Source organism: Nostoc sp. ChiQUE02 (genome assembly GCF_034531305.2).
In the GTDB taxonomy this organism is placed as follows: Bacteria; Cyanobacteriota; Cyanobacteriia; order Cyanobacteriales; family Nostocaceae; genus Nostoc.
Genome location: NZ_JAVRBN020000024.1, coordinates 17965 through 43788 on the forward strand (window position 1 = coordinate 17965; position 25824 = coordinate 43788).

Annotated in this window: 22 protein-coding genes and 1 pseudogene; 11 read left to right on the plus strand and 12 right to left on the minus strand. The window is 40.9% G+C overall.

Going from position 1 to position 25824, the window contains the following annotated elements:
- Positions 1 to 195 precede the first annotated feature (195 nt).
- The 8 genes from RM347_RS22660 to glf all read right to left on the minus strand — a co-directional run bounded on the left by RM347_RS22660 (position 196) and on the right by glf (position 11947).
- A complete protein-coding gene (locus tag RM347_RS22660; RefSeq protein WP_322720084.1) occupies positions 196 to 924 on the minus strand; it encodes a DUF72 domain-containing protein in 729 nt (242 codons plus the stop codon).
- A 283-nt stretch (positions 925 to 1207) separates the two neighbouring features.
- Positions 1208 to 1420 (minus strand): hypothetical protein, encoded by a 213-nt coding sequence (locus tag RM347_RS22665; protein WP_322720085.1) that lies wholly within the window; start codon positions 1418 to 1420, stop codon positions 1208 to 1210.
- Positions 1421 to 1975: 555 nt separating this feature from the next.
- Positions 1976 to 2848 carry an isoaspartyl peptidase/L-asparaginase family protein gene (locus RM347_RS22670; RefSeq protein WP_322720086.1) on the minus strand — a complete coding sequence of 291 codons (873 nt, stop codon included), beginning with the start codon at positions 2846 to 2848 and terminating at the stop codon, positions 1976 to 1978.
- Between the two features lie 14 nt (positions 2849 to 2862).
- On the minus strand, positions 2863 to 4551 hold the full coding sequence (gene hflX / locus RM347_RS22675; protein WP_322720087.1) for a GTPase HflX: 1689 nt from the start codon (positions 4549 to 4551) through the stop codon (positions 2863 to 2865).
- A 256-nt stretch (positions 4552 to 4807) separates the two neighbouring features.
- Positions 4808 to 5764: a UV DNA damage repair endonuclease UvsE gene (gene uvsE / locus RM347_RS22680; RefSeq protein WP_322720088.1), complete on the minus strand. Its 957-nt coding sequence runs from the start codon at positions 5762 to 5764 to the stop codon at positions 4808 to 4810.
- 119 nt (positions 5765 to 5883) lie between these two features.
- A complete protein-coding gene (gene galE / locus RM347_RS22685) occupies positions 5884 to 6870 on the minus strand; it encodes a UDP-glucose 4-epimerase GalE (protein ID WP_322720089.1) in 987 nt (328 codons plus the stop codon).
- Positions 6871 to 6956: 86 nt separating this feature from the next.
- Positions 6957 to 9164, minus strand: a complete 2208-nt coding sequence (locus RM347_RS22690; RefSeq protein ID WP_322720090.1) for a family 1 glycosylhydrolase — start codon at positions 9162 to 9164, stop codon at positions 6957 to 6959.
- Positions 9165 to 9511: 347 nt separating this feature from the next.
- On the minus strand, positions 9512 to 11947 hold the full coding sequence (gene glf, locus RM347_RS22695; RefSeq protein WP_322720091.1) for a UDP-galactopyranose mutase: 2436 nt from the start codon (positions 11945 to 11947) through the stop codon (positions 9512 to 9514).
- 1057 nt (positions 11948 to 13004) lie between these two features.
- On the opposite strand from glf, the gene RM347_RS22700 reads away from it, so the two are divergent.
- Together RM347_RS22700 and RM347_RS22705 are read left to right on the plus strand one after the other, a co-directional pair.
- Positions 13005 to 13313 (plus strand): hypothetical protein, encoded by a 309-nt coding sequence (locus RM347_RS22700; RefSeq protein WP_322720092.1) that lies wholly within the window; start codon positions 13005 to 13007, stop codon positions 13311 to 13313.
- Between the two features lie 242 nt (positions 13314 to 13555).
- Positions 13556 to 14038: a DUF4383 domain-containing protein gene (locus RM347_RS22705; RefSeq protein WP_322720093.1), complete on the plus strand. Its 483-nt coding sequence runs from the start codon at positions 13556 to 13558 to the stop codon at positions 14036 to 14038.
- On the opposite strand, the gene RM347_RS22710 is transcribed toward RM347_RS22705, so the two are convergent.
- Entirely contained in the window at positions 14032 to 14241 is a 210-nt protein-coding gene (locus tag RM347_RS22710; protein WP_322720094.1) for a hypothetical protein, read from the minus strand. The two genes, RM347_RS22705 and RM347_RS22710, sit on opposite strands and share 7 nt — an antisense overlap.
- A gap of 237 nt (positions 14242 to 14478) precedes the next feature.
- Positions 14479 to 14904: a VOC family protein gene (locus RM347_RS22715; RefSeq protein ID WP_322720095.1), complete on the minus strand. Its 426-nt coding sequence runs from the start codon at positions 14902 to 14904 to the stop codon at positions 14479 to 14481.
- A 231-nt stretch (positions 14905 to 15135) separates the two neighbouring features.
- On the opposite strand from RM347_RS22715, the gene RM347_RS22720 reads away from it, so the two are divergent.
- The 4 genes from RM347_RS22720 to RM347_RS22735 all read left to right on the plus strand — a co-directional run bounded on the left by RM347_RS22720 (position 15136) and on the right by RM347_RS22735 (position 18410).
- Positions 15136 to 15891, plus strand: coding sequence for a dienelactone hydrolase family protein (locus tag RM347_RS22720; protein WP_322720096.1), 756 nt, complete (start codon positions 15136 to 15138; stop codon positions 15889 to 15891).
- A 116-nt stretch (positions 15892 to 16007) separates the two neighbouring features.
- The gene (locus tag RM347_RS22725; RefSeq protein WP_322720097.1) at positions 16008 to 17054 is read left to right on the plus strand and encodes a sulfonate ABC transporter substrate-binding protein; all 1047 of its coding nucleotides are present in this window, start codon (positions 16008 to 16010) and stop codon (positions 17052 to 17054) included.
- Between the two features lie 17 nt (positions 17055 to 17071).
- Positions 17072 to 18208, plus strand: a complete 1137-nt coding sequence (gene ssuD / locus RM347_RS22730) for an FMNH2-dependent alkanesulfonate monooxygenase (RefSeq protein WP_322720098.1) — start codon at positions 17072 to 17074, stop codon at positions 18206 to 18208.
- 115 nt (positions 18209 to 18323) lie between these two features.
- Complete coding sequence (locus RM347_RS22735) at positions 18324 to 18410, plus strand: transposase-like zinc-binding domain-containing protein (protein WP_416211922.1); 87 nt, start codon at positions 18324 to 18326, stop codon at positions 18408 to 18410.
- Here the strand turns inward: RM347_RS22735 and RM347_RS22740 are convergent.
- Positions 18384 to 18719: pseudogene (locus RM347_RS22740) on the minus strand (efflux RND transporter periplasmic adaptor subunit); the annotation flags it as partial. The gene RM347_RS22735 and the pseudogene RM347_RS22740 overlap by 27 nt on opposite strands.
- Positions 18720 to 19045: 326 nt before the next feature.
- Here RM347_RS22740 and RM347_RS22745 point away from each other — a divergent pair.
- From RM347_RS22745 to RM347_RS22765, 5 genes are all read left to right on the plus strand, one after another.
- Positions 19046 to 19432 carry a hypothetical protein gene (locus RM347_RS22745; RefSeq protein WP_322720100.1) on the plus strand — a complete coding sequence of 129 codons (387 nt, stop codon included), beginning with the start codon at positions 19046 to 19048 and terminating at the stop codon, positions 19430 to 19432.
- Positions 19433 to 19828: 396 nt separating this feature from the next.
- Positions 19829 to 20245 (plus strand): vWA domain-containing protein, encoded by a 417-nt coding sequence (locus RM347_RS22750; protein WP_322720101.1) that lies wholly within the window; start codon positions 19829 to 19831, stop codon positions 20243 to 20245.
- Positions 20209 to 20556 (plus strand): vWA domain-containing protein, encoded by a 348-nt coding sequence (locus RM347_RS22755; RefSeq protein ID WP_322720102.1) that lies wholly within the window; start codon positions 20209 to 20211, stop codon positions 20554 to 20556. The genes RM347_RS22750 and RM347_RS22755 overlap by 37 nt, the downstream gene beginning before the upstream one ends.
- Before the next feature lie 15 nt (positions 20557 to 20571).
- Entirely contained in the window at positions 20572 to 21969 is a 1398-nt protein-coding gene (locus tag RM347_RS22760; RefSeq protein WP_322720103.1) for a protein kinase domain-containing protein, read from the plus strand.
- Positions 21966 to 25157, plus strand: a complete 3192-nt coding sequence (locus tag RM347_RS22765; RefSeq protein ID WP_322720104.1) for a tetratricopeptide repeat protein — start codon at positions 21966 to 21968, stop codon at positions 25155 to 25157. The genes RM347_RS22760 and RM347_RS22765 overlap by 4 nt, the downstream gene beginning before the upstream one ends.
- Positions 25158 to 25274: 117 nt before the next feature.
- Here the strand turns inward: RM347_RS22765 and RM347_RS22770 are convergent, their stop codons facing one another.
- Complete coding sequence (locus RM347_RS22770) at positions 25275 to 25526, minus strand: hypothetical protein (RefSeq protein ID WP_322720105.1); 252 nt, start codon at positions 25524 to 25526, stop codon at positions 25275 to 25277.
- Positions 25527 to 25824: the final 298 nt, after the last annotated feature.

Below are 25824 nucleotides of genomic sequence, written 5' to 3' on the forward strand. Positions count from 1 at the left end.
TTCTTTAAATATTGACTAAATAATATGGTTCAGCCCTAAGAAGATGACATTTCAACGGATGGTTGCACTTGTACCCTTAGTTTTTGTTCAAGAGCAACGCTCTATACCATTAGGCCAGCTAATGCGATTCTTATTCCCAATCAAGCAGTCAACTGATCTGATAGAAGTGGAATAATAAGTTTTCAATTATGTATTTCAACAACATCCCAGCAAACAATAGAGTCGTTGAGCATCACGAATAGCGTTTCCATCGGGGTCGTTGTTGAAATACACGTAAACGTCAATTTCCTGCATTAGAAATGAACGGATACGTTCAACCCATGTAGATAGCTCTTCATCGGTATAACCTACGTTCCATTGCCCACTGTGCATACGAATATAAGTCCAAGGGGCAGTCAAACAGACATCAAGGGGAACTGTTGGGCCGACAGGTAGACAAAGGGCTACACCCGCGCTTTCTAGTAGTTCATAAACTTGTGGAATCAGCCAGCTTGAATGACGAAATTCAACTGTAAATCTTTGTTGTGGGTAGGTTTGCAGTAATTCTAAAAAGGGCTGAAGACGTTCAATATTAATATGCCAAGTATGAGGAAATTGAAATAAAATAGGGCCGAGCTTTTCTTGCAATCCAGATGCGCGTTCCATTATGCGAGATAGCGGCTCTATCGGGTCTTTTAACTTCTTCATGTGGGTGAGATAGCGGCTACCTTTAACAGCAAAAAGAAAGTTAGAGGGTGTTTGCTTGCGCCAAGTTTCAAAGACAGACCGTTCTGGCAAACGATAAAAAGAAAAGTTAATTTCTACAGTAGCAAAATGTTGGGCGTAAAATGATAGTTGCTGGTCGCTAGGTAAATATGGTGGATAGAAAATATTCATCCAATGTTTATAAACCCAACCACTAGTACCAATTTTTAGTTTATTCATTCAGTTATCTAACTTAGATTATTCTTCTGAAAACTTAAGTCGTAGTTTCAACAATAATTTGCTATATTAAAACTTCATAACAAAAAAATAATGTAATTGAATTAGCCACAATTCCATCTATTAAATAATTAATTATAAATTAAGCTATGTTACTTATGCAATATAAACTTAATTAAACTTGCTCTTAAAAAGCGGCTCTAAACCTATTTTAAAGGCTAAAACCGCTTCCTCTAATCCTGGAATTATTCACTATCACTTCCTTCCATTTTTAATCTCCTTAAAATCATTTTAAAGCTAGTAGTTGATGGCTAAATTGTTGGAGTTGAGATTGAACCCAACTACCGCCATTAGCTATACATTTATAGCAGATATCTCCATAGCCTTCGCCTTGGTCATTGCATACAATTAATCTGGCTTCATGTGTCTGAAAATTTTGCTGACAAATTAAACATATTTTGTTAATTTTGTCTGTATTACACTCGATTTGAAATTTCATATTTGTTATCCTTATTAAATACATTTAAATAAAAACAAATTATATATGTTATTGCTTATAGTTTTTGGTAGAGAATTTACATCTATAAAAATAAGTATATGATTTAATATTTAAAGGGGCTATTAATATACTTTAATTTTTTATTAAAGCCAAATTTTTTAGCCGGGCTTTTACCTTACTGAAAGCAAAACTACACTGCTATAGTTTGACAATCATCTCTACAATAATATTTCTTAACTTCTCTTAAAAGCTTTACCAATGTAGCCGACAGAATGATTAAGTATTTGCCATCTAGCGATACAGTTCAAACTGGCGTAGGTTGCTTCCCCAACCTACGCTCTTAGCGTTCCCATAGGGTAACAAGTGGCATTTGCGGAACCCAACATTATCAAAGCTTTGTTGGGTTTCGCTGTTGCGAAACTCAACCTACTATTCTTCTTAACCCAAGCGTATTGAGCTATATATTCAGACTTGAAAGCTCAGATTTAATTGGGTTTCATTAATTACGTATTTCCTTAGCGTAGCGGGGCATAATCCATTACGAATTGATATGAGTTATTTCTTGGTAAAGGCAGCCACCTTGTCTTGTCCTGCGGTCATATAAGCACAAGCCATGTGTGATGAATTATAGGCCCAACCAATGCGTCCTTGACGGTCTATGAGGATGCACCCAGCTTCACCTTTAACCTTAGAAGCCAAAGCGTCAATCGCCATTTGTGCGGCTTCATCTGGATGCCGATCGCCAGTCAAAAAATCGATCGCAGTTTTAGCCAAAACCACCGGGATAATTGACTCGCCATCACCTGTTGTTGAACAAGCGCCGAATTTATTATCAGCATATAAGCCACAGCCAACAAGCGCAGTGTCACCGACGCGACCTTGTTGCTGCTTTGTAGTCCCGCCAGTTGAAGTACCAGCAGCTAAAACACCGCTAGCATCCAAAGCAACACAACCTATGGTATTAGGGCGATCGATTACTTCTTGATCTTCTTTCCACTGCTGCCATTGCTCCTCAGCTATTAAGTCTTCTTTTTTACACATTTCGGCACCACAATCTATAGCGAAGCGTTCTCCACCCCGCGCTACTAGCAGCCTGGGTTTTTCATCCATAATTTTTCGGGCAACCGAGATTGGATGACGTATACCCTGAACTGCTGCGATCGCTCCCCAACTTAAAGAGCCTTCCATAATCGCCGCGTCTAACTCCACTTCTCCGTCGCTGTTGAGAGTTGCACCAAGACCAGCGTTAAATGTCGGGTCAGCTTCCAAAACACGGGTAGCTGCTTCAACAGCTTCTGCGGCAGTACCTCCGCTAATTAGCACTGCCCAACCAGCTTCTGCTGCTGCTGTACAGCCTGCATTATTGGCTGCAACTTTGTCGTCTGTGATGGTTTTTGCTCCACCATGAACAATGATGGTCGGTATCATATAATTCCTTCTTGTTAGTATGAATTTTGTGGGACTGCAATCGCCTTCACAGGTTCGTCAATTAGTTGTAGCGATCGCATTTTTAAAGTCTCTAAACCCAAGTGCTGGGTTGCTGATATAAAGACAGCTTCAGGATAATCTTGTTGAACTCTAGCCCAGGTTTCGCTATCTACTTTGTCAACCTTGTTAAAAACAAGCAAACTTTTTTCTGGAATATCAGGCATTTCTTCAAGTATTTCCAGCACACTCGTAATATGGCTTTCCCAAGCTGGATGGGATAAATCCACGACATGGATCGTGGCATCTGCCTCAACTACTTCCTCCAATGTGGCGCGAAATGCATCCATCAGTGGTGGCGGGAGTTCGTGAATAAACCCTACAGTATCTGTGAGCAGAATCGAGCGACGTTCATGTGTTTCGGGGTCTGTAATTACTACCTTGCGGGTTGTTGGGTCGAGGGTAGCAAATAGTTGATCTGCGGTGAAAACCTCTGCATTGGTTAACACATTCAGCAAAGTAGATTTACCAGCATTGGTATAGCCAACTAATGCCAAAACCGGAATTTCTTGCTGTTGTCGTTGTTGTCTAATCCGGGCGCGATGTGCTTGTAATTGGTTTACTTCCTGCTGTAATTGAGCAATTCGCCGTTGAATTGTTCGCCTTTCCGTCTCGAGTTTTGTTTCACCAGGTCCTCGTGTACCAATCCCCGCACCTAATCGAGACATCTCCTGACCGCGACCGCGCAACCGAGGTAACATATATTCGAGTTGTGCCAGTTCTACTTGTAATTTACCTTCTTGAGTGCGAGCGCGTTGAGCAAAAATATCCAGAATTACTTCCGTGCGGTCTACAACTCGGATGCCAATCTCTTGTTCTAAATTGCGGGCTTGAGATGCAGAAATATCTCGGTCAAAAACGATTAGATTAGCTCTTAGTTTTTGAGCCAAAAGAGTGATTTCTTCAATTTTCCCCTTACCGACGACTGTTTGAGGATGGGCACGGTCGCGCTTTTGCCGCATTGTATCGAGTACAATTCCCCCAGCACTTTCAACCAAACGTACTAGTTCTGCAAGTCCATCTTCAAATCGCTGAACAGAAACATCTTCTGTCTGCACTCCTAGCAGCAACACCCTGTCTTGGTCGGAAACAATTTCTTGAGATAAGAATATTCCATCCCCTGCATCAACAATTTCTCTTTCCCATTCGTGAACTAATTCATCAAATTCCTGTTCGGTTAGATCGTCCAAACTTAGAGGAGGTGAAATTACCCAAGGACTTTCTGAATCAGGGAAAAGATAAGTTAGAAAAGCTTCTTTTACTTCGCCATCAATTGCGGTTAACATGACAAGAGCATCTAAGCGCTGACGCATCATTGCAATCAAAGCGGCTTCATCAGGTGGTTCTGATTTAACTTGAGTAGCAATACAACGGATTCCGCTCAAACGTTCTACACTGCGGCGAGGTAATTCTTCAGGTGGAATTTGAGTTTGGCTTGGTGTTCCGACAGCAATTCGGATAATTTGCCCACGCCGATTGAGATAACAACAAATCGGGTGATGAATTTGTTGACTGATTGTAGCTAAGGTTTGAGCAAATTCTGGCGTAATAAATCTATCTGCTGGTTGATTTTGCTCATAAAGCTCTTGCAGTCGTTTAATCTGACTAGCTTTTATGCCCTGAACATTGCCATAAATTTTTTGCATAAAACTAATAATTCATAAGTTAGTTTCATCTGTGTATATTGTTATTTTGGTCTTTTTTAATTTTGATTTAATCTACCAAGAGAAATAAGCAACTTAGCTATAGATAATTACCTCACAATCAAGCTTCTATAAAATTGTTTATAGACCAATTAAGTGAGTATTAACCATGAATGAGACTGTAAACATGTAAGTTTCACTATGGTTAACGCAGACACAACAGCAGAGGTGCAGAGAACATAGACTAGATGTCTCTAATTTACGTACAATTATTGTTCATTAGCCACCAAGAACGCAAATGTGCGATCGCTTCTTCTTTTTGTTTGGCTTCGACTTCGATCCACGGTGCTTGGTGGTAAACGTTAGGCATATCGGTAATCAAGTCGCTGTGTTTTCTGTCATTGAAAGCTTGCTCACCATTGGAAATATGGACTAATTGCCAATCTGGATTTGTCCAAGTTTCTCGCGCTGCGTAAAACATGGATGCTACACTCGGATGATCGTAGTTATCCAAATTTTCGTGGCAAATATGGTGATGGGCATCAAATACCATCGGCACACCAGCTTGCTGACATACTGCTAAAATTTCATCGGCACTATAAGCGTATTCATCGTTTTCTAGAGTCAAGCGGCTTTTGATATTTTCTGGTAGTTCGGAAATTACTTTTACTAGTTGTTCAGCCCGTTGAGATTTGCCACCATGAATATTCATCAATGACCAAGGCGATCGCGGTAAACCCAGTAAGTCAAGTATACGTGCATGTCCTGCTAAATTATTGATACTTGCCTGTACCACTTCGGGAGAATCAGAACTTAGCACTACATATTGATCTGGATGCAACACCATTCTGATGCTCAATGCATTTGCTCGTTCACCAATTGCTGCTAAATCAGCGCTCATTGCCTCTAATATATTTGCGCCAATTTCGTCTTCTAAGTCACTTAGGGGAAATAAATTAGAAGACATCCGATAAAGCTGAATTTTATTCTGCTGACAAAAGGAGAGGGCATCATGTAAGCGTTGTAAATTATGCTGATACAGTTCACTCAGGGCATTTTTGCGATCGCTAAGAGAAAGTTTTAAGTATCGGGTGCGCGTCATTGTCCGAAAGCGCACTTGTTTATCAGAGGTAATGCAAACTAGCCCTAAAGAGGGCTGTGTACTTTTTTGGCACTGCTGTGCATTAGGTAAATTTTGAAACTCGATTACGCTCATTAACTAATACTAACTGATACTTTTTTTAAGCCATTCTTTAATTTAAACAAGTTCTCCCATTGGCTTACGAGTACCTAAAGAATGAATTTCTAAGCCTTACAGGATGTTTTAAAATGTCTTTACTTATGTCGTTGTTGATGCCATTGCCAAGCATGGGCGATAATTTCGTTCAAATTAGGATACTCTGGATGCCAACCCAATATTTTAGTTGCTTTGTCGCTACTGCCAACTAAAATAGGAGGGTCGCCTGGTCTGCGATCGCGTTCTTCTATTTTAATTTCTTTGCCTGTTATCTCTTTAGCAGTTTCTATTACTTCTCTGACTGAAAAACCACTACCATTTCCTAGATTAAATACTTCGCTTTCTCCAGCTTTGAGCAGATATTCCAAACCTAAAATATGGGCTTGTGCCAAGTCAGTCACATGAATATAATCTCGGATACAAGTTCCATCAGGTGTAGGGTAATCAGTACCGAAAATCAAAATAGATTCACGCTTACCAAAAGCAGTTAGTAGTACTAGTGGTATGAGATGAGTTTCAGGTTCGTGGTCTTCACCCAGCAACCCATTAGGGTCAGCACCTGCGGCATTAAAGTAACGGAAACGTACAGACTTTAAATTATAGGCTGTATCAAAATCAGAGAGAATTCTTTCTACCATCCACTTGCTTGTAGCATAAGGACTAATGGGATCTTGTGGATGTTCTTCGGTAAGAGGAACGAACTTTGGCACGCCATAAAGAGCGCAAGTAGAAGAAAAGATAAATTTGTTAACTGACGCAGCAAGCATTGCTTCTAAAAGTGTCAGAGTGCCTGCAACATTATTTTGGTAATATTTGGCTGGGTCGGTAACAGATTCACCCACTGCGATATAGGCAGCAAAATGCATTACTGCCGTTATATTATGGTTTAAAAATATGTCATCGAGAAGAGAGCGATCGCTCATATCTCCAACAATCAATTTTACCTGTAAAACTTCTTCTACAAGTTCTCGATGTCCGTTCGACAGATTATCTAAAACGATTACTTCATAACCTGCGTTTTTCAGAGCTAATGCAGCATGGGAGCCAATATATCCGGCTCCTCCTGTTACTAAAATAGTTGACATAATTTGGTGATGGGGAATGGGGAATGGGGAATGGGGTATAGATTTACTCCCCTGCTCCCCTTAAAATTAGATTGCCAGCCAGACTACTAATTTCTTTCTTCCAAGTAGCGAGAAATTGCATTGTCAAGGTGTGGCATTAATTCACCTCGATTGCTACCAAGAACACTGTAAGCTGGGCGGGGAGCAATGAAACCAAGTTCTTGTGTAGGACGAGCAATTAGACTGCTGACACTTATACCTGCTTTTTTCGCCGCTAATCGTGCCAAGTCAGCCCAAGCAACAGCACTTTTGTTAGCCAAATGCCACAAACCTTTTTCACCATCAATCAATAAATCAAGGCTGGCATGGACAAGATCGGGTACATAAGTAGGGGAAACGATCGCATCTTCGGCTGCGACAAAAGTTTTTCCAGCAGCTAATTGCCGTAGGGCGATCGTCACAAAGTTATAATCATCCCACGGACCGAAAAATGCGCTGGTACGAATCACTAGCGATGCCGGATGAGCCTGTAATACTAGCTTTTCTGCCAAAACTTTGCTGCATCCATATACATTCAGGGGCGCAACGGTATCAGTTTCGACATAAGGGTTAGACTCAGCACCATCGAATACCAAATCTGAAGAGAAAGTTAGCAGCGCTACATTATGTTGAGCGCAAGCAGCAGCTAAAATCGCTGCTCCTTCAGCGTTTACCTTCAAACAAATATCAGGTTCACGTTCGGCATCGTCTACCCGCACGTATCCCGCAGCGTTCACAACTGCCCACGGTTGCAACTCGGCAAGTACTTTATTGACGGAAGCAGGATTGGCAATATCCATATCTTGTCGTCTTAGCAGGCAATATGAAATTCCTCGCACTTGACATAACCGAGCAAAAGCCTTGCCTAGTGTTCCTGTGGCTCCGACGATCGCCAGGGGACGATTGGAAGCAGGAGAGGAAAGCGGGAGAGATGGGGGAGATATGCGACAACTGACGGCTGGGTATAATAGGCGCTCTTCTCGATGCCACCATCCTGGTGTATCAAGTAATGGATGATTGGGTTTATGCCCAGTGGCTAAATCTCGCACCATTTTAGCGATCGCTGTCTGTCTGGGGCGTGATGAGCGCAAATCGAACACGCCTGACTCGTAGTATCCTGCCGAGCGAGTCACTAAACTATTCCAATCGTAGCTGCCGAGAAGTGCCCAAGCAGTCACAGCACGAACATCTGCACCCCAATCTCGTAATTCTTGCGCTGCATTCCACACTTCATAGAACCAGCGTAGCTGCTCCTCACGAGTGCAACTCAAATGAACTTCAGTGACAGCAAGGGGCAGTTTGTAGCGTTCCCATGTCTCTTTGAGCAATGTTCGCGGCCCTGCCAAACCCTCAGCACAAACTCGTACTGCCTCTACATCTGCATACTTGTCCCGACCATTACCACCATGCGTCCAAGCTGGATAGTTTTCTAGGTTTTCATCTAAAAAGCGATCGCTCGTCAGGTAATGGTTAATGCCGATGATGTCAGGCGGACAGGTATATTGCAGAGATTCTTCAAGCTCAGTTTTGCTGATGCCACAGTAGCGCAAGTAACCCCACATAGGATGAGTCGGGTTGATTCGACCGCATAATAAATCAAAACTCAACCAGCGACGCTCATTCTCAAATTCTGCTTGATAAGCTAGCTTTGGTGTACTATGAGTTTTACCCAAATCTTCAGTTTGTACGAGTTGAGCATCGGGGTTGACTTCCCGGATTGCTTGCATCGAAAGAGCGATCGCTTTACACTCTCCTAACAAAGCACGGGCGAAAGTTAAATTATCTCGACCGTGAGGATACCAGTGACCGTACATCCCACTGAATCGTGCTGTTGTCAGTGGCTCATTTATGGGTGTGTAATGTGTAACCCAAGGATAGCGTTCTGCAACTGCACGAGCAAACACCGCTAGTTTTTCTGGAAATTCTGGATCTACCAAGCTGGTATCACGCGGGCCACTGCCATGATGCACTAATCCCACAATCGGACGGATGCCGAGTTCGCGCAAACGCCCCAGCCGTTCATCTGCCCACGACCAATCAGCATTCTCTAAACCATTGGGCGCTATCCTCTCCCAAAGTATTGGATAACGGATAGCGTGTATGCCAAGTTCAGCGAATAAATCTAGGTCATCCAAGCGCGTTGCATGACCATTGCGTTCTAACTGATCGAGATACTCTTCACCCACACGATTAACCGTACACTCTACACCAGCCCAAACTTCTAGAAGAAGTTGTGCTTTGTTAGTGTTGAGCGTCGAGTCGAAAGCAGAAGCCATAATTTACAACTCAAGCTGATATTTTATTTGATGCGTTCTTTTCAAGTTTTGTAGGGTGTGTTATGCCGGAGGCTAACGCACCATCCTAGATTTTCGGTGCGTTATACAGAGCAGCCCTAATTACGAATTACGAATTAACGCGATGTGCAACTTATTCTTAGAACCCCGCTTTCATTCCTCTCGTCCACAGAGAGATACGATGTACACACAAGTCTGAAATAGCTGATTAACCAAGGTTTTACCCCACCCTAACCCTCCCCTTATAAAGGGGAGGGAACTAGATTTCCGGTCTCCCCCCTTTCCAAGGGGGGATTAAGGGGGGTAATTCGGCGTGAATTACGAATTATTTAAGCCTTAACCGCAATTTGTTTGTACACAGACAAAGCCTGAGCAACACATTGATCCATGTTGTAGTACTTGTAGGTCGCTAATCGTCCTACAAAATAGATCCCTGGTGTTTCATCTGCCAGCACCTTATATTTCTTGTAAATTTCCTGATTCTCAGGGCGCGGTACGGGATAATAAGGGTCTCCTTCAGCTTTCGGGAACTCGTAAACAATACTAGTTTTAGAGTGTTCTTGACCAGTTAAGTATTTAAACTCTGTCACACGAGTATAAAGCTGTTCATTGGGATAATTTATGACTGGCGCTTTTTGAAACACAGCGGTGTTGTGCGTCTCATGCTTGAAATCAAGCGAGCGATATGGTAATTTGCCGTAACGATAATCAAAGTATTCGTCAACCGGCCCGGAGTAAATCATCTCGCGGCAAGGTATAGCTTTTTGAATTTCTTGATAATCAGTGTTGAGCATTACCTTGATGTTCGGGTGATTGAGCATATTCTCGAACATCCGGGTAAAACCGTGCAGTGGCATTGCCTGATAAGTATCAGTAAAATAGCGATCGTCACGATTGGTACGGGTGGGAATTCTGGCAATTACTGATTTATCAAGTTCTGATGGGTCAAGTCCCCATTGTTTGCGCGTATAATTTCGGAAAAACTTTTCATACAGTTCTCGACCAACTTTGCTTACCACCACATCCTCACTAGTACGGATGTATTCCATTGGTTCAGCAAGGGATTTGTAAAACTCCTCCACCTCAAATGAATTGAGATTCATGCCATACAGCTTGTTGATGGTGTCGAGGTTGATCGGAATCGGAACAAGTTGCCCGTCTACACTGGCAAGGACGCGATGTTCGTAAGACCGCCACTTAGTAAAGCGCGAGAGGTATTCAAAAACTTCGCGGGAGTTGGTGTGAAAGATGTGGGGGCCGTATTTGTGTACGAGAACGCCATGATCGTCATAATGATCGTAGGCATTGCCGCCTATGTGGTTGCGCTTGTCTACAACCAGCACTTTTTTACCTTGAGTTGCTAAACGTTCTGCAATGACGCTACCAGAAAAACCAGCGCCGACAACCAAGTAATCGAAGACAAAATCTCTGGTAATGATATTTGGTGCTTGTTTACCAGCCGCACCTGTGGAGTTAGCTTTGTCTTCACCATCACGGGCTGCAATGGCAGAGTCAATCAGCTTCATCATTGATGCCCAAGTGCGATCCCAAGAAATCTTTTCTAAAAAGGCATCTACTCGACTCAGCCATTCTGAGGTTGGGGTATCCTCTTGCATTGCTTGTTCTGCGGCGGTGACGAACTCAGAAACTGTGTCTGCAATTCGCACCAGTTTTGACTCTCCATAAGGACGCACCACATCTCGAATCGAAGTAGATACTACAGGTCTACCTGCGGCAAGATACTCTGGAGTTTTGGTAGGGCTAATAAAGCGTGTTGACTTATTACGCGCAAAGGGCAACATTGCTAAGTCCCACCCTGCTAAATAGGCAGGTAGCTGTTTATAGTTTCTGCCACCGAGATAATGGATATTTTCATACTGAGGCAGAGTTGCGGGATCGATTTTGACAACTGGCCCAATAATTACTAGATGCCAATCGGGGCGTGCTTCGGCAATACCTGCAAGCAGTTCAATATCCATCCGTTCATCAATTACGCCAAAGAAACCAAGGCGAGGATGGGGAATATGAGCTTGATCTTCTGGTTCTTGAAGATTTCTCGCCTGGCCAAAGTGGGCGACATCTACACTGCTGGGAAAGGCATAAACGTTGGGGTGCTGGTTCACCTTACTTTCGTAAAGGCTTTGTCCACCTGTAAATACTAAGTCTGCACGGCTGAATAGTTCGGCTTCGTAATTCTTTAAAGTGGGTGATGCTCCCTGGAATGCAGACAATTCATCCATGCAATCATACACCACAGCTTGGGGTTGCAAGTGGCGGGTAAAAGCGATCGCCATTGGTGTGTAATACCAACAAATGTATTTGTTGATATTATGCTCTGCAAATAAATTATTAATTAGTACTTGTAAATCTGCGTTGATTGCTTCTTCGCTTAAACCTTGTTGCAGGTGTGGCACAACCACAACTACTCCATTAGAATCTTCGTTTATATCTAACCTTGCCAAGAGTTCTTCAGAGAAAATTGGCTCCTCAATAAAGAACACTCGCTTCCCTTGAGCGCAACGACTAAGAAGATGTTGTGGCCTTTGATAAACGAAATTCCAACGTAAATGAGATAAGCAAACTATATCAGGTGTGTCTTTAAAGGTTTCTGTTGATTGAACTTTTTTATTAGACGAAGTTAAATTCAACCGTGACGGACTCGATGATTGCGTTTCAGCTAGCTGCGATCGCTTGGTTTTACGCTGCTTCGACGAAATAATATTGCTGACACCGTTGTTTTTGACTTGAGATTTTTCACTTGCCATAGATGCTCTCATTATTTAAATTATTAATTATGACTAGCCAATCGCTAATACCTTTTCTTTGTAAGGCAGCACCAAGCTTACTTTCAGGCAAAAGCTTGTAACATATTTTGCTGCTTTTCAATATTGAATCGGTATAATCAATACTTGACTAGGTTGCATTAATAATAAAATACTGTTTTATATGTAATTTTTTCATCTACCAAAATAAATATAAAATTACTTCTGTATTAAGTCCTAAGCACTATATTTTTTCCAATATCTAACTCTATATAAAATTAAGTATTAAATAATGTAACGCAGTTTTTTAGATTTAAAATCCTATACAAATTTAGTTGTTTTTGTCTGTTCGATTTCGTACATAGTATAATCAAAATTAATAAATTCAGTTTATTTATTACCTGACTTCATTACTCATACTAAATGTTTCAGCCTACTAGTATATATAAGTTGCCTATTTTTAAGTATTAAAATAGTATATTTTTTTACAAAAAATCGATTCAATTGTTACCTTGAATACATACTGTTGTAATAATTATTTTACAAACCATAGTAAATAAAGAAATTTCTTTTATTGTTGGTTTTTTGGAAACAAGTATTATAAATTTCACCCTGGTGATATATGTGTTCTCTCAACCTTAGGTAGGTTAAAAGCTTTTTGACTGTGTATACAATTGCTCGTAATTCAATTCATAAACCTCACGCGATCGCTTCTAATGATGCCAATCCGTGAAGCGATCGCCTTTTTCTCAATATTTATCAAATAAAATAGTTAATCCAGTCAGTATAAGCATTGAAATTTAAAGGCCCTAATCTTGCTTTATAATGGCAATCAACATTAATGAGTTAAGTAGCAAACTTTCTGGGTTTAGAAGTTTTTTACTTTTAAATATTTAATTTAAATTTTTTTAAATCGAAATTCTGACTTTAGATATAAAAACTCAAACTTAATCTTAAAACGACTGACAGAGAATACATTGAAACCTGTGACAGATAATCGCAAGTTTTATATTAGCTACAACGTTAGTTATTACCTTATTAGTCAAAGGAATTGCGAGTAATGAATGCAAGTGTTTTGTCAGCACCTAAGTTCCGTAGCGGTCAAAAGGTAGAGTTTATCGGCGGAGAAGGCATCATCAAAAATTACCGACCTCAGTCAGGTAGCTGGATTTATTTGCTAGAGATGCCTATGGGTTTAGAGCCAGAAATGGGTGGAGTTGGTTATGAGACTATGATTTGGCTATCTGAGATAGATATCTATTCGCCCTTCAATAATTTTTCTCATAATAAAATACTAAAAAATGAACAAAAAATGCTCTTTTTAGAAGTCGCTAAAAGAACAAATTATGATAAAACTACAAACAATTAATCAGGAAGTTTTTGAAGTATATAGCCTAAATGCGGCCAGAATCTAAGCTCTTTTAAGATAGCATTTATTACTTTTGATAGAGTGAAATATATGAAATACTAAGTTGAATTATAAATATTGTTCTTAGACACTTAACTAGCTAGAGGCAATCTATTTATATCTGTTAACAAATTAGATTCTAATAATTTCTCAGCTAGCGGTTACTATTTCGTAAACATCTACACACTTAACAAGAGAAAAAAATGGAAAACATCAACCAGGCAAAAATGATAGAGCGTTACATTGCTTTGGCTATCGGAATCATTTATTTACTTTTAGGTATAGCTGGATTTGTACCAGCTTTGGTTTCATTACCAGGAACGAGCGAATCTTTTGTTCCACTTGATGAATCTGCTGGTGCTTATTCTGCGGGTTTTGGTTATATCTTTGGTGCAATTCCCACCAACTTTTTGCATAACATTGTACGTTGCGCCGTAGGATTGTTAGGGATTACTTCTTACAACAATACTACTACTGCGCGTCTATTCAATCGTGCTTTTGCAATTTCTTATGCATTGCTGGCGATCATAGGATTGTTGCCTTTGGGTAAGACATTTTTCGGCTTAATGCCATTGTTCGGTACCAATGTTTTGCTTAATGCATTAGCAGCGATCGCTGCTGGCTACTATAGCGTTGTTATACCAGCTAAAGTGAGCGGTGTTAATGTATCGCAAAATCTTCAATAGTTGCTGATGGTCTGCGGTGTCCAGATAGGGCCATTGCAAGATGGCCCTTCTAGTTTCCAGATCAGCATATCTAAGCAGATTTGTCGCATATCCATATTTTCCGTCCAAGCATGGTAGACAACATACTCAGTCTTACCATCTGGCGCAACAACAATAGAATTATGTCCCGGCCCTCTAACGAAATTAGGAACAGACTTTAACACCCGTGGCCCAGTTTCGTTGCCTGCATCAGAGTAAGGCTCAAGGCCCCATCATGTTATCAGCAATGCCATAATCTACACCATAGCCCTCTTTTAAGAAATCGCAAGCTTTCTTAAAAGAGGGATATTTGAACAATAATCCTCTATATAACTCATAGTTGTGCATTGGTGTCAATAGATATTTGCATAAAAAAGACGTAGCACTGCTACGTCTTTACAATAGTTCTGGATAACGCATATTTAATTTCTGGAGATGTCTAATGGCAACTCCTCTGTTTGTTGCTGTACAAAAATACTATTAACGAACTCTGCGATCTCTATTCGATTCCCACCGGGATCTCGGAGGAAAAACCGCACACATCCTGGAAGTGGTCGTTGATCGGGAATAATTTCTACCCCATATCCTTTTAGGTGTTTCTCAAAGGCGTTCAAGTTATCGACTTGGAAACAAAAATGTCGTCTAGATGCTTGGTTATTGGCGTTTTTCTCTGTACTGACGTGCAATTCAATGTCTCCCACCTCGTACCAAGCTCCTGAATCGTTTTTCATGACTTCAGGTCTGGGAATTTCTGTCAATCCCAAAACTTTGCTGTAGAAAGACAGCATTGCATCCTCCACCTCAAGAGGATAAGTCACCTGAATATGATGAACTGCTTTGAGTGCCATTTTCATTCTCCTGTTGGTACATATCAGAATTTAGGGGACTAGGGGATAGTTTTCTTTTCTGCTCCCTGTAACCTTTACCCTATCCCCTTCTTAAATAAGGACTTGCCTTTGCACATTGTTTGTGAAATACTACTCTAGAAACTACGGCAAATCGGTATAGTTTAAGTAGTTTTATAGAAAACTTACCATAAAACATTTCGTCCTCAAAGCAATTACAGGCTAATCCCTAAGATGACAAACCCAGAAATTCACACCGCTCAAGTTAAAGTCCCTAACGGAGATTTGCAAATTGATGCTTACTTAGCTGAACCAGCAAAAAAGGGAACCTTCCCAGCAGTTATCGTGATTCAGGAAATCTTTGGCGTCAATATTCACATTCGGGAAGTCGCTGAAAAATTTGCCAAAGAGGGGTATGTGGCGATCGCTCCGACTTTATTTCAACGCACCGCTCCCGGTTTCGAGGGTGGATACACTCCTGAAGATGTCCAGCAAGGAAGAGGGTATAAGGAGCAGACAACAGCAGATGAAATATTGAGTGATATTAAAGCTGCGATCGCCTACTTAAGAACTCTACCAAATGTGCAAGGAGATGCAATCGGCTCCATTGGTTTCTGCTTTGGTGGTCACGTTGTTTATCTAGCTGCGACTTTACCAGATATTAAAGTCACAGCTTCTTTCTATGGTGGCGGTATTCCCAACTCAACTCCTGGCGGTGGAGAACCAACCATCACCCGCACTCCTGATATTAAAGGCCCCATTTACGCATTCTTTGGTCTTGAAGATAAAGGAATTCCCTTGGAGCAAACAGAGCAGATCGAGGCGGAACTAAAGAAACATCACATTCCTCATGCTGTCTTCCGCTATCCTGGTGCAGAACACGGCTTTTTCTGCAACCATCGCGCTAGCTACAATGCCGAAGCTGCTGCTGATGCTTGGAAAAACGTTCAAGAACTTTTCCAAAAGAACCTTCAGCTTCAAAAAGTCTAAATCTTTATGTTAAGAGCAATACGCGGTAGAGGTGCACATTTGTACGCCTCTACGACTTAACATCGGCAAATATCAGCTAAATAACCAAAAGCAAATAAAAACAAAGTATCAGGTCCATGATTACCGCCTTCAAACAGCCACGAGTTAAGATTTTCCAACGTTTTTCACTATTTTTATTACCGGGATTATTAACTATCTCAACGACCTTAATCAGTTGCTCAGTTGAAACCCCAAACTCAGAAAATAAAACCACTGGTTTAAAAACCAAAGTCGTCCGGATGGGATACCAAAGTTCTGGGGATATTTTCAGACTTAAAGGATTGATAGAAAAGCGTCTACAGCCTTTAGGTGTTTCTGTCGAATGGGCGCAGTTTGCTGCTGGACCACAACTGATGGAAGCGATGAATGTGGGTAGAGTTGATATTGGTTCTGTAGGCGAAACTCCCCCAATCTTTGCCCAAGCTGCTGGTACATCTTTAGTATATGTTGCTAGTAATAAACCCAGCACTGGCAAAGGAAGCGGAATTATCGTCCAAAATAATTCACCGATTCGCACTTTAGCTGACCTCAAAGGTAAAAAAGTAGTTTTCCAAAAAGGTTCTGCTTCCCATTACTTATTAATAAAAGCCTTAGAAGAGGCTGGTTTGAAATATAGTGATATTCAAGCCCTTAGCCTACCCCCCTCGGAAGCCCGTGATGCTTTTATTCAAGGGAAAATTGATGCCTGGGTAACTTGGGATCCTTATTTAGCCGTGGCCCAAAAAAAGGCAAATGCTCGTGTTTTGAGAGATGCTAGTGGCATTGCTACTCAGGGCGGATATTACATGGCGGCGCGAAAGTTTGCCACAGAAAATCCGAAATTAGTACGATTAGTTCTTGAAGAGATAAATAACACAGGTCAATGGAGTGAGAAAAACCGCTCAGAAGTTGTAAAACTTACGATTCCTCACCTCAAAATTGATGAAGATATTTTAACAACAATGGTTGAAAGGCGAACTTATGGTTTAAGACCAATTACGCCAGAAATCATGGAAAATCAACAGAAGATTGCAGATTTGTTTGCTAAAGAAAAAGTGATTCCTAAACCCATTAGTATCAAGGAAGCGATGCTGACTAGCGAACAATATGCAGCCATCACACCGGAAACCATTAGTCAGAAATAGCACCAGGAGATAGGAACATGGAAGTTTTTTGGTATTTGCCTACACAGGGAGACGAGCGTTATTTAGGTACTACAATTGGCAGGCGACCAGCCACTTATCCCTATATGCAGCAAATCGCTCAAGCTGTTGATAAATTGGGCTATGGTGGGATGTTGATTGGTACTGGACAAAAACAGGATACTTGGATTGTAGCTACTTCGTTAATTTCAGTTACGGAACGCTTGCGGTTTCTTGTAGCCTTTCGTCCAGCAATTATGTCGCCTTCTTTGGCAGTCAGGATGGCTGCCACTTTTGACCAAATTTCTAATGGTAGAATTATTCTGAATGTTGTCACTGGTGGCGACACAAAAGAACTTGCTAAAGATGGGATTTTCTTAAATCACGATCAGCGTTATGAACTCACAGATGAGTTTTTGACAATTTGGCGATCGCTCATGCAAGGTGACGAAGTAACCTTTAATGGACATCACTTGAAAGTTAAAGAGGCAAAACTCCAGTTTCCTCCTGTACAGAAGCCTTATCCCACCTTATATTTTGGTGGTTCTTCAGATGCTGCTCTCCAAGTTGCAGCTAAACATATTGATGTGTATTTAACTTGGGGTGAACCACCAGATCAAGTTGCTCAAAAGATTACAAAGGTACGCCGATTAGCAGCAGAACAAGGTAGAACAGTCCGCTTTGGGATTCGGATGCACGTCATAGTGCGTGAAACTACCCAAAAAGCTTGGGATGCAGCTAATGAACTGATTCAGTATGTGGATGATGAAACCATAGCTGCTGCACATCGGCGGTTTGCCCAATCTGAATCAGAAGGACAACGCCGCATGGCCCAACTGCATAATGGTAATCGCAAAAACTTAGAAATTAGCCCCAACTTATGGGCAGGTGTTGGCTTAGTGCGTGGAGGTGCTGGGACTGCTTTAGTTGGAGATCCAGAGACAGTTGCAGCGCGAATGCTGGAATATGCCGATTTAGGAATCGATACCTTCGTTTTTTCAGGTTATCCCCATCTCGAAGAAGCCTATCGAGTCGCTGAATTACTGTTTCCCCACTTGCCACTACAAACTCCTGCAATCGCATTACCGCAGCAAGTTGCAAGTACATTCAGTGAATTTATCAGCAAAACAGATTTACTCAAACCACAGCCTGTGTAATTTAACAAGAAAGCCAGAAGTTTGAGGGTAGAAACCTTAGGAGATATTAGTTAATTGGCGTTGCAGAATAGAAATATGAATTAGTGCGTAGGCGTAGCCAGTCGTAGACATCGCTATGGAATGTCCAAGGTGTGCATCAACCCACATTCGCAAAAATGGGAAACAAAGGATTAATCAGCTGTACAGTCATTCCTGGTCGTAAATTAGCAGCACGCTCTGAGGGTACTGATAAATTGACTTCCAAAGGATGATTTTGGGTAATGGTTGCAAGTTGAGTGGAAGGACTGACATAATCACCCACCTTTGTGGGAATATTGCCAATTGTCCCAGCAAAAGGAGCAATAATCTGGTAATACTGAAGTTCAACCTGCTGTCCCCTAACATTGGCAGATGTCTGTTGGAAGACTTTCTCCTTACTGGCAACGATTGATCGCTGTGCTTCAATTCGAGCTTTAGCGGCATCAAGTTCTGCTTTGGCATTATCAAGGTTATTGCGCCTGCCATCTAACACTTCTTGACTGACTGCGCCTTCTTGGTACAGAGTTGAGTAGCGATCGTATTGCTGCTGTTGTAGTGTTACGTCTGACGCTTTAGCGCGGCGATCGGCTTCTAAGGGAATTAGTGAAGCTTTGGCACTTTCAACGTCTGCTTGGGCTGAAGCGGCGGCAGCACGAGAACTGGCAATCTCGGCTTGTTGACGATCGAGCAACAGAAGAATATCTTACTGATGAACAACTTAAAACAATTAGTAATGAAACTGCAAGCAAAAGAGAGTATAAACACAATCTTTTAGACTATCTCGTTTATTTCCTTGACAATTTTGACAGTTCAATCTCAATGCACCAAGAGATTGGAAGATATTTAGGTGTAAGTAAACATTCACTGAATAAAATACATCAGACTGAAAATGGTATTTTGGTTCGTTCAAAATCAGAAGTGATAATTGCAAATATTCTTTATCGTTCAAATATTGATTTTCAATATGAAGAAAAACTTTTTTATAATAAACATCAATGGAAAGAACCTGACTTCACAATAAGACATAATGGCAATGTTTGGTATTGGGAACACCTTGGGCTTTTAGGTAACGAGCAATACAACGAAAATTGGCAGGAGAAAAAGAAACTTTACAAAGAGCTTGGAGTATTTGATAAAGTATTAACGACACAGGAAAGTGCAGTTTTAAGCAACCAAGTAAATGAGTTAATTAAAAAAATAAAATAAGTGTTTTATCGGCAACTAAAAGCTCTAATTCGCTCTTAATCCATTGTTGAATTTGACCATAGCTTTGAAACCCGGAGGTTTCCTACAACCGCTTTTTCAAACTTTCTAAGTCTGAACCACTGATGAGAAGAATGTTTCCGGGCGCTTGTTTGACCTCAAGCAAGCCCCTTGTTCCTTCATCTTTATACTTTCTAACCCAACGAGTTATGGTTGCTTCTTTGAGTGATATTGAAACAATTGAGATCAGGTGAATTTTTCGGAATACAAAACTCTGGGTAGGAAGGATCGCAGTTATTTTGCTGTTACGTTGGTATTCTTATCGATAGCGATTAGTGAAGTTAGACTTTCTACCAGTTTTTATACGTAATTAACATAATATTAATTTTGTGACAAGGCATGGGAATACTAAAACAAAGTGTCACAGATTCTTATTGCCATCAGCACAAAATGCAAATCAACCCTAATCAATTTCTACCACCGAGGCGACCACTACCAGTAATTGTGCTTGCTGATGTCAGTACCAGTATGGAAGGCGAAAAAATTACTACCTTGAATGCTGCACTGGTAGAAATGCACCAAAAGTTTCAGACTGTGCATGATACCCGTTCTCAGATCCATACTGGCATAATTACATTCGCCAGCAATGCTCAACAAATTCTCAGCTTAACCCCTGTAGAGAACGTTAAAATACCTACTTTGGCTGCTGGTGGGACAACTGCACTGCGATGGGAGCCGCTTTCAATATTGCTTTACAACTGTTGCAGGATGAGCAACAAATGCCAAAACGCTCTTATCTTCCGACTCTCGTGTTAGTTAGCGATGGTCAACCTAATGATGATTGGGAAGAACCATTACAAAAGCTTTTGGATTCCGATAGAGGTAAACGTGCAGTGCGTTTAGCTGTGGGTATTGGTGATGATTGTGACTTTGATGTCCTCAAGCGTTTCGTAAATCATCCAGAAATTCCGGTCGTGCGTGCAACAGCGGTTAGCAAGTTGATGGACTTTTTCCGGGTTGTCAGTATGTCGGTTATGGCGCGTTCGGTAGCTCAAAATCCAAACTCTACCAGCAATTCACCACTACATTTGTTGAATGATGATGACGATGATTTGCCGTTTGATTAAACCGAAAGGATCAAAGTGCCTAAATTCTCTTTTCCAAAACCAGGTGCAGTTGTTCGAGACACAGAAGGACGACGCTATAAATTAGTTGCACAACTAAATCAAGGAATGCAAGGAGCAATATATACCAGTGAGGATGAAAGTATCCTTGTAAAAGTCCGCAAACCGCCTGACTCTAGTTCAGCAGATTTTCATAAACATCTGCGTATTTTGATCCGCCGCAATTTAGAGGTTGATGCCTTGGTGTTGCCTCGTGCTGTTTTGGATGAGCCTTACTTGGGCTATGTGATGGATCGGGTTAATGACAGCATTCCATTGGTGGAATTAGTTTACCCCAAAATACTTACTACTAATTGGCACGTTGCTACAGGAGGATTGCGCCGTCGCTTAAGGATTGCTGCTCAATTAGCCAGAACCATACAGCAAATCCACCGCAATGGTCTTTGTTACGTGGATTTATCTTGGCAAAATGTCCTAGTATCATCAGACTCCAAGCAAACTTTTATCAAACTTATCGATGCGGACAATTTGATTGTTCCGGGCACATCGTTTGCTGAAGTTATGGGTAGTCCTGGGTTTATTGCCCCAGAAATTTTGAAAGAGTCTCGTTTTCCTGATCACACGTGCGATCGCTGGTCTTTGGCGGTGGCAATTTTTCATCTGTTAGTGCTAAATCATCCCTTTTTTGGAGATGAAGTCCTCGAAGGTGAGCCGGAATTAGAGGAAATGGCTTACCGGGGAGAACTGCCTTTTATAGACTCCAGAGACAACGAACAAAATCGCTCATCTGTGGGTTTACCATTAGGTCGCGTGTTAACTAGGAAACTCAGAGACTTAAGCCGCCGAGCTTTTGAAAATGGTGTAGCAGACCCTTGGGCGCGACCATCGCCAGAAGAATGGCTAATTGCTTTGTTGGAAGCTGCGGATCAAACCGCACTTTGCCCCAAATGTGGTGCTACTACCTATTTACCAGAAATGCGAGGTACTCCCTTCGTTTGTGGCTGGTGCAGACAAACAAGCGATCGCCCAATTGAACTTGGTTTCTTTGATGTCGATCCAGCTATTGATAACTTAGACGAAGACGAGCGCAAGGAATTGATCAGAAATAAAAAACCCCATCGGCTAGTTTTAGATAAAGAACAGAGGATACTTCCTAACCGCTTGGTGAATGGCGACCCAGAAGCAACTGGCGATGCCGGACAATTTGGGGCAAAGCGGAATCGTAATAATGAGTCAATTTTTAGGATTAAAAATTTGAGTCAAAATACTTGGGCAACTAAAGATGCTGCCGGAAACAAACATACCTGTCCTCCTGGTGATTATGTGTGGCTATTCAATCAAACGGTAATTCTCTTTCCATCTGGTATTAGAGCAAAGGTGCGTAATCCTTACCCACACATGGGGGGTCAAGGATGAAATTATTTGACTTGAAATTTGGCAAAGAGGTAAGCGGACGTTTTTTGCTGCAAAGAGGTGCGGCACAGTCAGATTGGGAAGATAAAATAGTTGAATTACAACGAATTGATGAAGGTATTCTTGGCTTTGAAGTTCCCAACAGTAATGATTCCGATTTGGTAATCGAAGTTGAGTCAAACTCTGCTGATGCCAAGGTATTAATGTGGGAATTGCAATCAGGGCAGGTTAGTATACTTGGTTGCATTATGAAAGCAGCAGCCCAGGAAGTTGAAATTAAAGGACAAGCTTTTACTCTCCCAGAAGCTGAAATTCCCGTACAGTTGCAAGTGGCGCTGACTGACGAATTTATCGAGACAGTTGTGATGCGCCAGTGGTCTAAAGTAAAGACGTTTAAAGATGCGAAACGCTGTTTGGAACGGGAGTTTTTGCTTGATAAATTTGGCTATTGGTTTGTTAATTCCGGTGCTAGCGATCCAGACTTGGAACGGGGATTTACTGTGGTTGGGGCTGATCTCGCTCTTGATTTGACTTTTACTGATGATAAGCGACAACTGGTAGCAAAACGAATTGTTAAACATCGCGGGCAAAATCTTGATCGCCGCCCTATATATTTAATGCGCCAATCGTTAGAGTTCTGCGACAAAACAGCCGCTAGTACTATATATTCGGCAGCAATTGCAGCCCTTGACAAAGCTGTTAGAGAAAATAATAGTTGGATTGCCAGTTGGAAGCATTATAACTCAGAAGAAGGAAGAATTTTAGAAGAGCGTTTTGGATCTTTGCCACCTTTACGCTATCAAGGCAGACCAAAACTAAAATCTGATGATAGTAGTAAAACTTTACTAATTTTTAACTTAGAACTATCAGCCAACCTTAAGCCTTGGGTTGAGCATATTTCTGGTGATGGACTGCCAATAATAATAGAAAGCGATGGAGGTAAGCCAGAAGGATTAACAGTGGATTGCGACCAGAAAAATAAGCGCCTCACAGTTGTTTGGGAAAGTGATAACGAGCCACCCAGTGATGGAATAATTTCTCCCTCTATGGCTTTGGAGGAGTCGAAACTCAAAAAACGTGATAATGCGATCGCAGGCATGAGCCTTTCAGGACTTCCTGTTGACCGACTTGGAGGCAAAAAAGGGGAAGATCGAGGAGCCGAGGTAATTCAAGCGTGGGGCGATCAAGTTATTAAGGTTGTGCGATCGCACTTCAAGAACGAACCTTTTGCAACTCGCACCCTCATCGACCAACTCAAAGGTAGCCTCTCCCATTGGCGCACTTCAGCAGGAGGAAGGGAAGGAACCCGTGAAATTATTTTAGCTTTTCGCAATGCGGCAGAACAGTTTTTATCTGCCCAGCGAATAGCCGAATTAGACCGCCTTGCGGCTACTGTTCCAACAGTGCAGACTCAGCCCAAGCCAGTGATTGAAGATGCCGAAGATAGGGAGGAACTAGAACGCAGATTAAATCAGCAGTGTACAGCAGAAGAAAATTTTAAAGATGATGGCAATCGACAGGCTCGGAGATTGAGACGCTTTTTGGAGCCTTATCTTGATAATCTTTCACCAGAGATAATGTTACATCCAGCTAGCCATGCTTTAGCTGGATATGCTACTTGTGAAGAATTTGGTGTCTTGCTAAATGATTTAACGTATAAAAATCACCAATCTCAAATCATTATAACCTGTAGAGAAAAACCATCTAATTTGGCAGATTCGCGGTATGAAGGTTCCCAGCCAGATTCAGAGTTAGTGCATTTAGAAACATTGGGAGGTGTATCAATTGAATCAGGCATTAAAATTTTGCAGCAACGTCACCTTACAGACAGCGACGAAGATTTAGAATGGATAGCACAAAGTGTGGATGGACATGTATTTTTACTTACTCAGTTAGCTGCTATTGCTAAAGGTAAACCTGGATATCTCCGCAAACATCCAGAATTAGTAACAAAAAATGCTGCCAAACTTTTGAAAGTTCAATTTGAGCGTCAAAGTGAGGAGGGAAGGGAACTTTTACAACGTATATGTATATTACGTGAACCTATTAATACTAAAGGTCTAACATTTTTACGCTTATATACAGATGATTGGATTAAGGAGGACTGCTTAATAAAGCCTTGTGAACTAGAAAAAAAATATAAAACGAGTGATGTAGAGATTGATAAAACAGAGTTAATTATAACACGATTAGTTGATAATTGTTTAGTTGAATCTTATTACGACGAACAAGAGTGTGAACATTATTATGGGTTACATCGTGTTATTAAAGAATTTTTACAAAAAGAGCTTATAAATAATTTACCTGCTCTTTTGCAAAGAGTTTACTGCTATTATAAAGCAGCTAAAAATATATATGATACTCCTAAAAGTATCGAAGAATTATATCCATCTTTAGAAGCTCAATACTTATATTTTTATTTAGGGGATTATTCTGAAGTATATAAATTGTTGAATTCCAATGCAAAAAAATATTTAAAGCGTTGGGGATACTGGCGTTTATTGCAAGAACTGTATGAAAAAATTTTGCCGTGTCTAAGTGGCTTTGAACTCTCTGAATGTCTACACTCATTAGGAGAAATATATTTTGATTTTGGTAATTGGGAGTTAGCAGAAAAATGCTTTAATATGGCTTTGTCTATAGCTAGAGAGCAGGGTTATGAGAATCTGGAAGAAATGTCTACTCTTTCATTGCAATTAATTGATAATGAACGTCAAAGTTGGGACTTAGAAGAACAAAGTTATCAGTTAAGGATGCAATCACAGCATGAAAATTATGACCAGGGGAGAATGCAAGATTTTTACCAATTTTTGGATGATTACAATCGGCAGGCTTGGGGTGTAAAAGCAGAAAGCTATAAAAAGCAATTACAATTTTACGCAGAATCTCCTAGTTTCCCTGACCTTGAAATCAATATTACTGAGACTACAGGAAATTTAGGGGAAGCTGAATTTTATATTGGTAATTTTGAATCAGCAGAAAAAATTCTAGAAGAAGCTTTAGCTAAGATGCAGGAACTATGTATGGTTAAACATATTGCATTGACTAACTATCGATTAGCCAAGCTAAAATATCGATGTGGCAATATAAAAATGGCAGAAGCTCATTATAATATAGCTTGCCAAATATATCTAAATTTAGGGGCACTAAAAGAGTTAGAAAAAATTGAGCGAGAATGGAGACGAATGTAGTAATTGTAATTGTGCATTTTTCACAAATATCAAGTACAATAGTATTTTCAAAATTACTTTTATTTGTGGTTATAATCCAAATACAAACAGATGAACTCGCATTAAGTGGCTAACATTTCATTCTTTCTTCGTTGAAGACGATGAGGAATCTGACTTTTTCGAGTCTCTACTTTGAGTTACCGAGTTTTCAATCATTTCCTTACTTTCTGCACCAGTGATGGGTGTATTACGACCGCCCGCAGCTCGTAGACTGTCTAAATCCTCAATGGGCATATTGAGGATAGCATCTAAAATTTGCGGACGGGTTTCGTACCAGAGAGCGATCGCATTGGAAATTTCTTCAACATCATCTGGGAGGGTTGCAAGCAATTCTAGTACATAGGGTTAACCCTATTTGAGGTGATTTGGTATTTTAGGCTGGCTGATAATACCCTTGGAAATCTGAAATCTCCTCTGTCAGCCTAATGAGAATCCTAAGACTCTAATAGGAAACCATAAAGCATCATCGCCAGCGCTAGCCAGTAACCCATAGACACACCGGGGGCTACTAATGGACATAAAAATACCCCTAGTTAGTTTGGTGCTAACAAGGGGGAAAAGGTACAAACCAAAAACTCAAAGAATGCTTAGTTAAAAATAGAGGTTTTATAAAACTTACAGTTGCTAC

Excerpts from the sequence above, each read along its gene's own strand:
- RM347_RS22725 (WP_322720097.1), top strand. The coding sequence starts at position 16,008 with ATGATTACCGCCTTCAAACAGCCACGAGTTAAGATTTTCCAACGTTTT.
- RM347_RS22745 (WP_322720100.1), top strand. The coding sequence starts at position 19,046 with ATGCACCAAGAGATTGGAAGATATTTAGGTGTAAGTAAACATTCACTG.
- glf (WP_322720091.1), bottom strand. The coding sequence starts at position 11,947 with ATGGCAAGTGAAAAATCTCAAGTCAAAAACAACGGTGTCAGCAATATT.
- RM347_RS22735 (WP_416211922.1), top strand. The coding sequence starts at position 18,324 with ATGGAATGTCCAAGGTGTGCATCAACCCACATTCGCAAAAATGGGAAA.
- RM347_RS22665 (WP_322720085.1), bottom strand. The coding sequence starts at position 1,420 with ATGAAATTTCAAATCGAGTGTAATACAGACAAAATTAACAAAATATGT.
- uvsE (WP_322720088.1), bottom strand. The coding sequence starts at position 5,764 with ATGAGCGTAATCGAGTTTCAAAATTTACCTAATGCACAGCAGTGCCAA.
- RM347_RS22660 (WP_322720084.1), bottom strand. The coding sequence starts at position 924 with ATGAATAAACTAAAAATTGGTACTAGTGGTTGGGTTTATAAACATTGG.
- RM347_RS22670 (WP_322720086.1), bottom strand. The coding sequence starts at position 2,848 with ATGATACCGACCATCATTGTTCATGGTGGAGCAAAAACCATCACAGAC.
- RM347_RS22720 (WP_322720096.1), top strand. The coding sequence starts at position 15,136 with ATGACAAACCCAGAAATTCACACCGCTCAAGTTAAAGTCCCTAACGGA.
- RM347_RS22750 (WP_322720101.1), top strand. The coding sequence starts at position 19,829 with ATGGGAATACTAAAACAAAGTGTCACAGATTCTTATTGCCATCAGCAC.
- RM347_RS22715 (WP_322720095.1), bottom strand. The coding sequence starts at position 14,904 with ATGGCACTCAAAGCAGTTCATCATATTCAGGTGACTTATCCTCTTGAG.
- RM347_RS22765 (WP_322720104.1), top strand. The coding sequence starts at position 21,966 with ATGAAATTATTTGACTTGAAATTTGGCAAAGAGGTAAGCGGACGTTTT.
- galE (WP_322720089.1), bottom strand. The coding sequence starts at position 6,870 with ATGTCAACTATTTTAGTAACAGGAGGAGCCGGATATATTGGCTCCCAT.
- RM347_RS22705 (WP_322720093.1), top strand. The coding sequence starts at position 13,556 with ATGGAAAACATCAACCAGGCAAAAATGATAGAGCGTTACATTGCTTTG.
- RM347_RS22690 (WP_322720090.1), bottom strand. The coding sequence starts at position 9,164 with ATGGCTTCTGCTTTCGACTCGACGCTCAACACTAACAAAGCACAACTT.
- hflX (WP_322720087.1), bottom strand. The coding sequence starts at position 4,551 with ATGCAAAAAATTTATGGCAATGTTCAGGGCATAAAAGCTAGTCAGATT.
- RM347_RS22755 (WP_322720102.1), top strand. The coding sequence starts at position 20,209 with ATGCCAAAACGCTCTTATCTTCCGACTCTCGTGTTAGTTAGCGATGGT.
- RM347_RS22700 (WP_322720092.1), top strand. The coding sequence starts at position 13,005 with ATGAATGCAAGTGTTTTGTCAGCACCTAAGTTCCGTAGCGGTCAAAAG.
- ssuD (WP_322720098.1), top strand. The coding sequence starts at position 17,072 with ATGGAAGTTTTTTGGTATTTGCCTACACAGGGAGACGAGCGTTATTTA.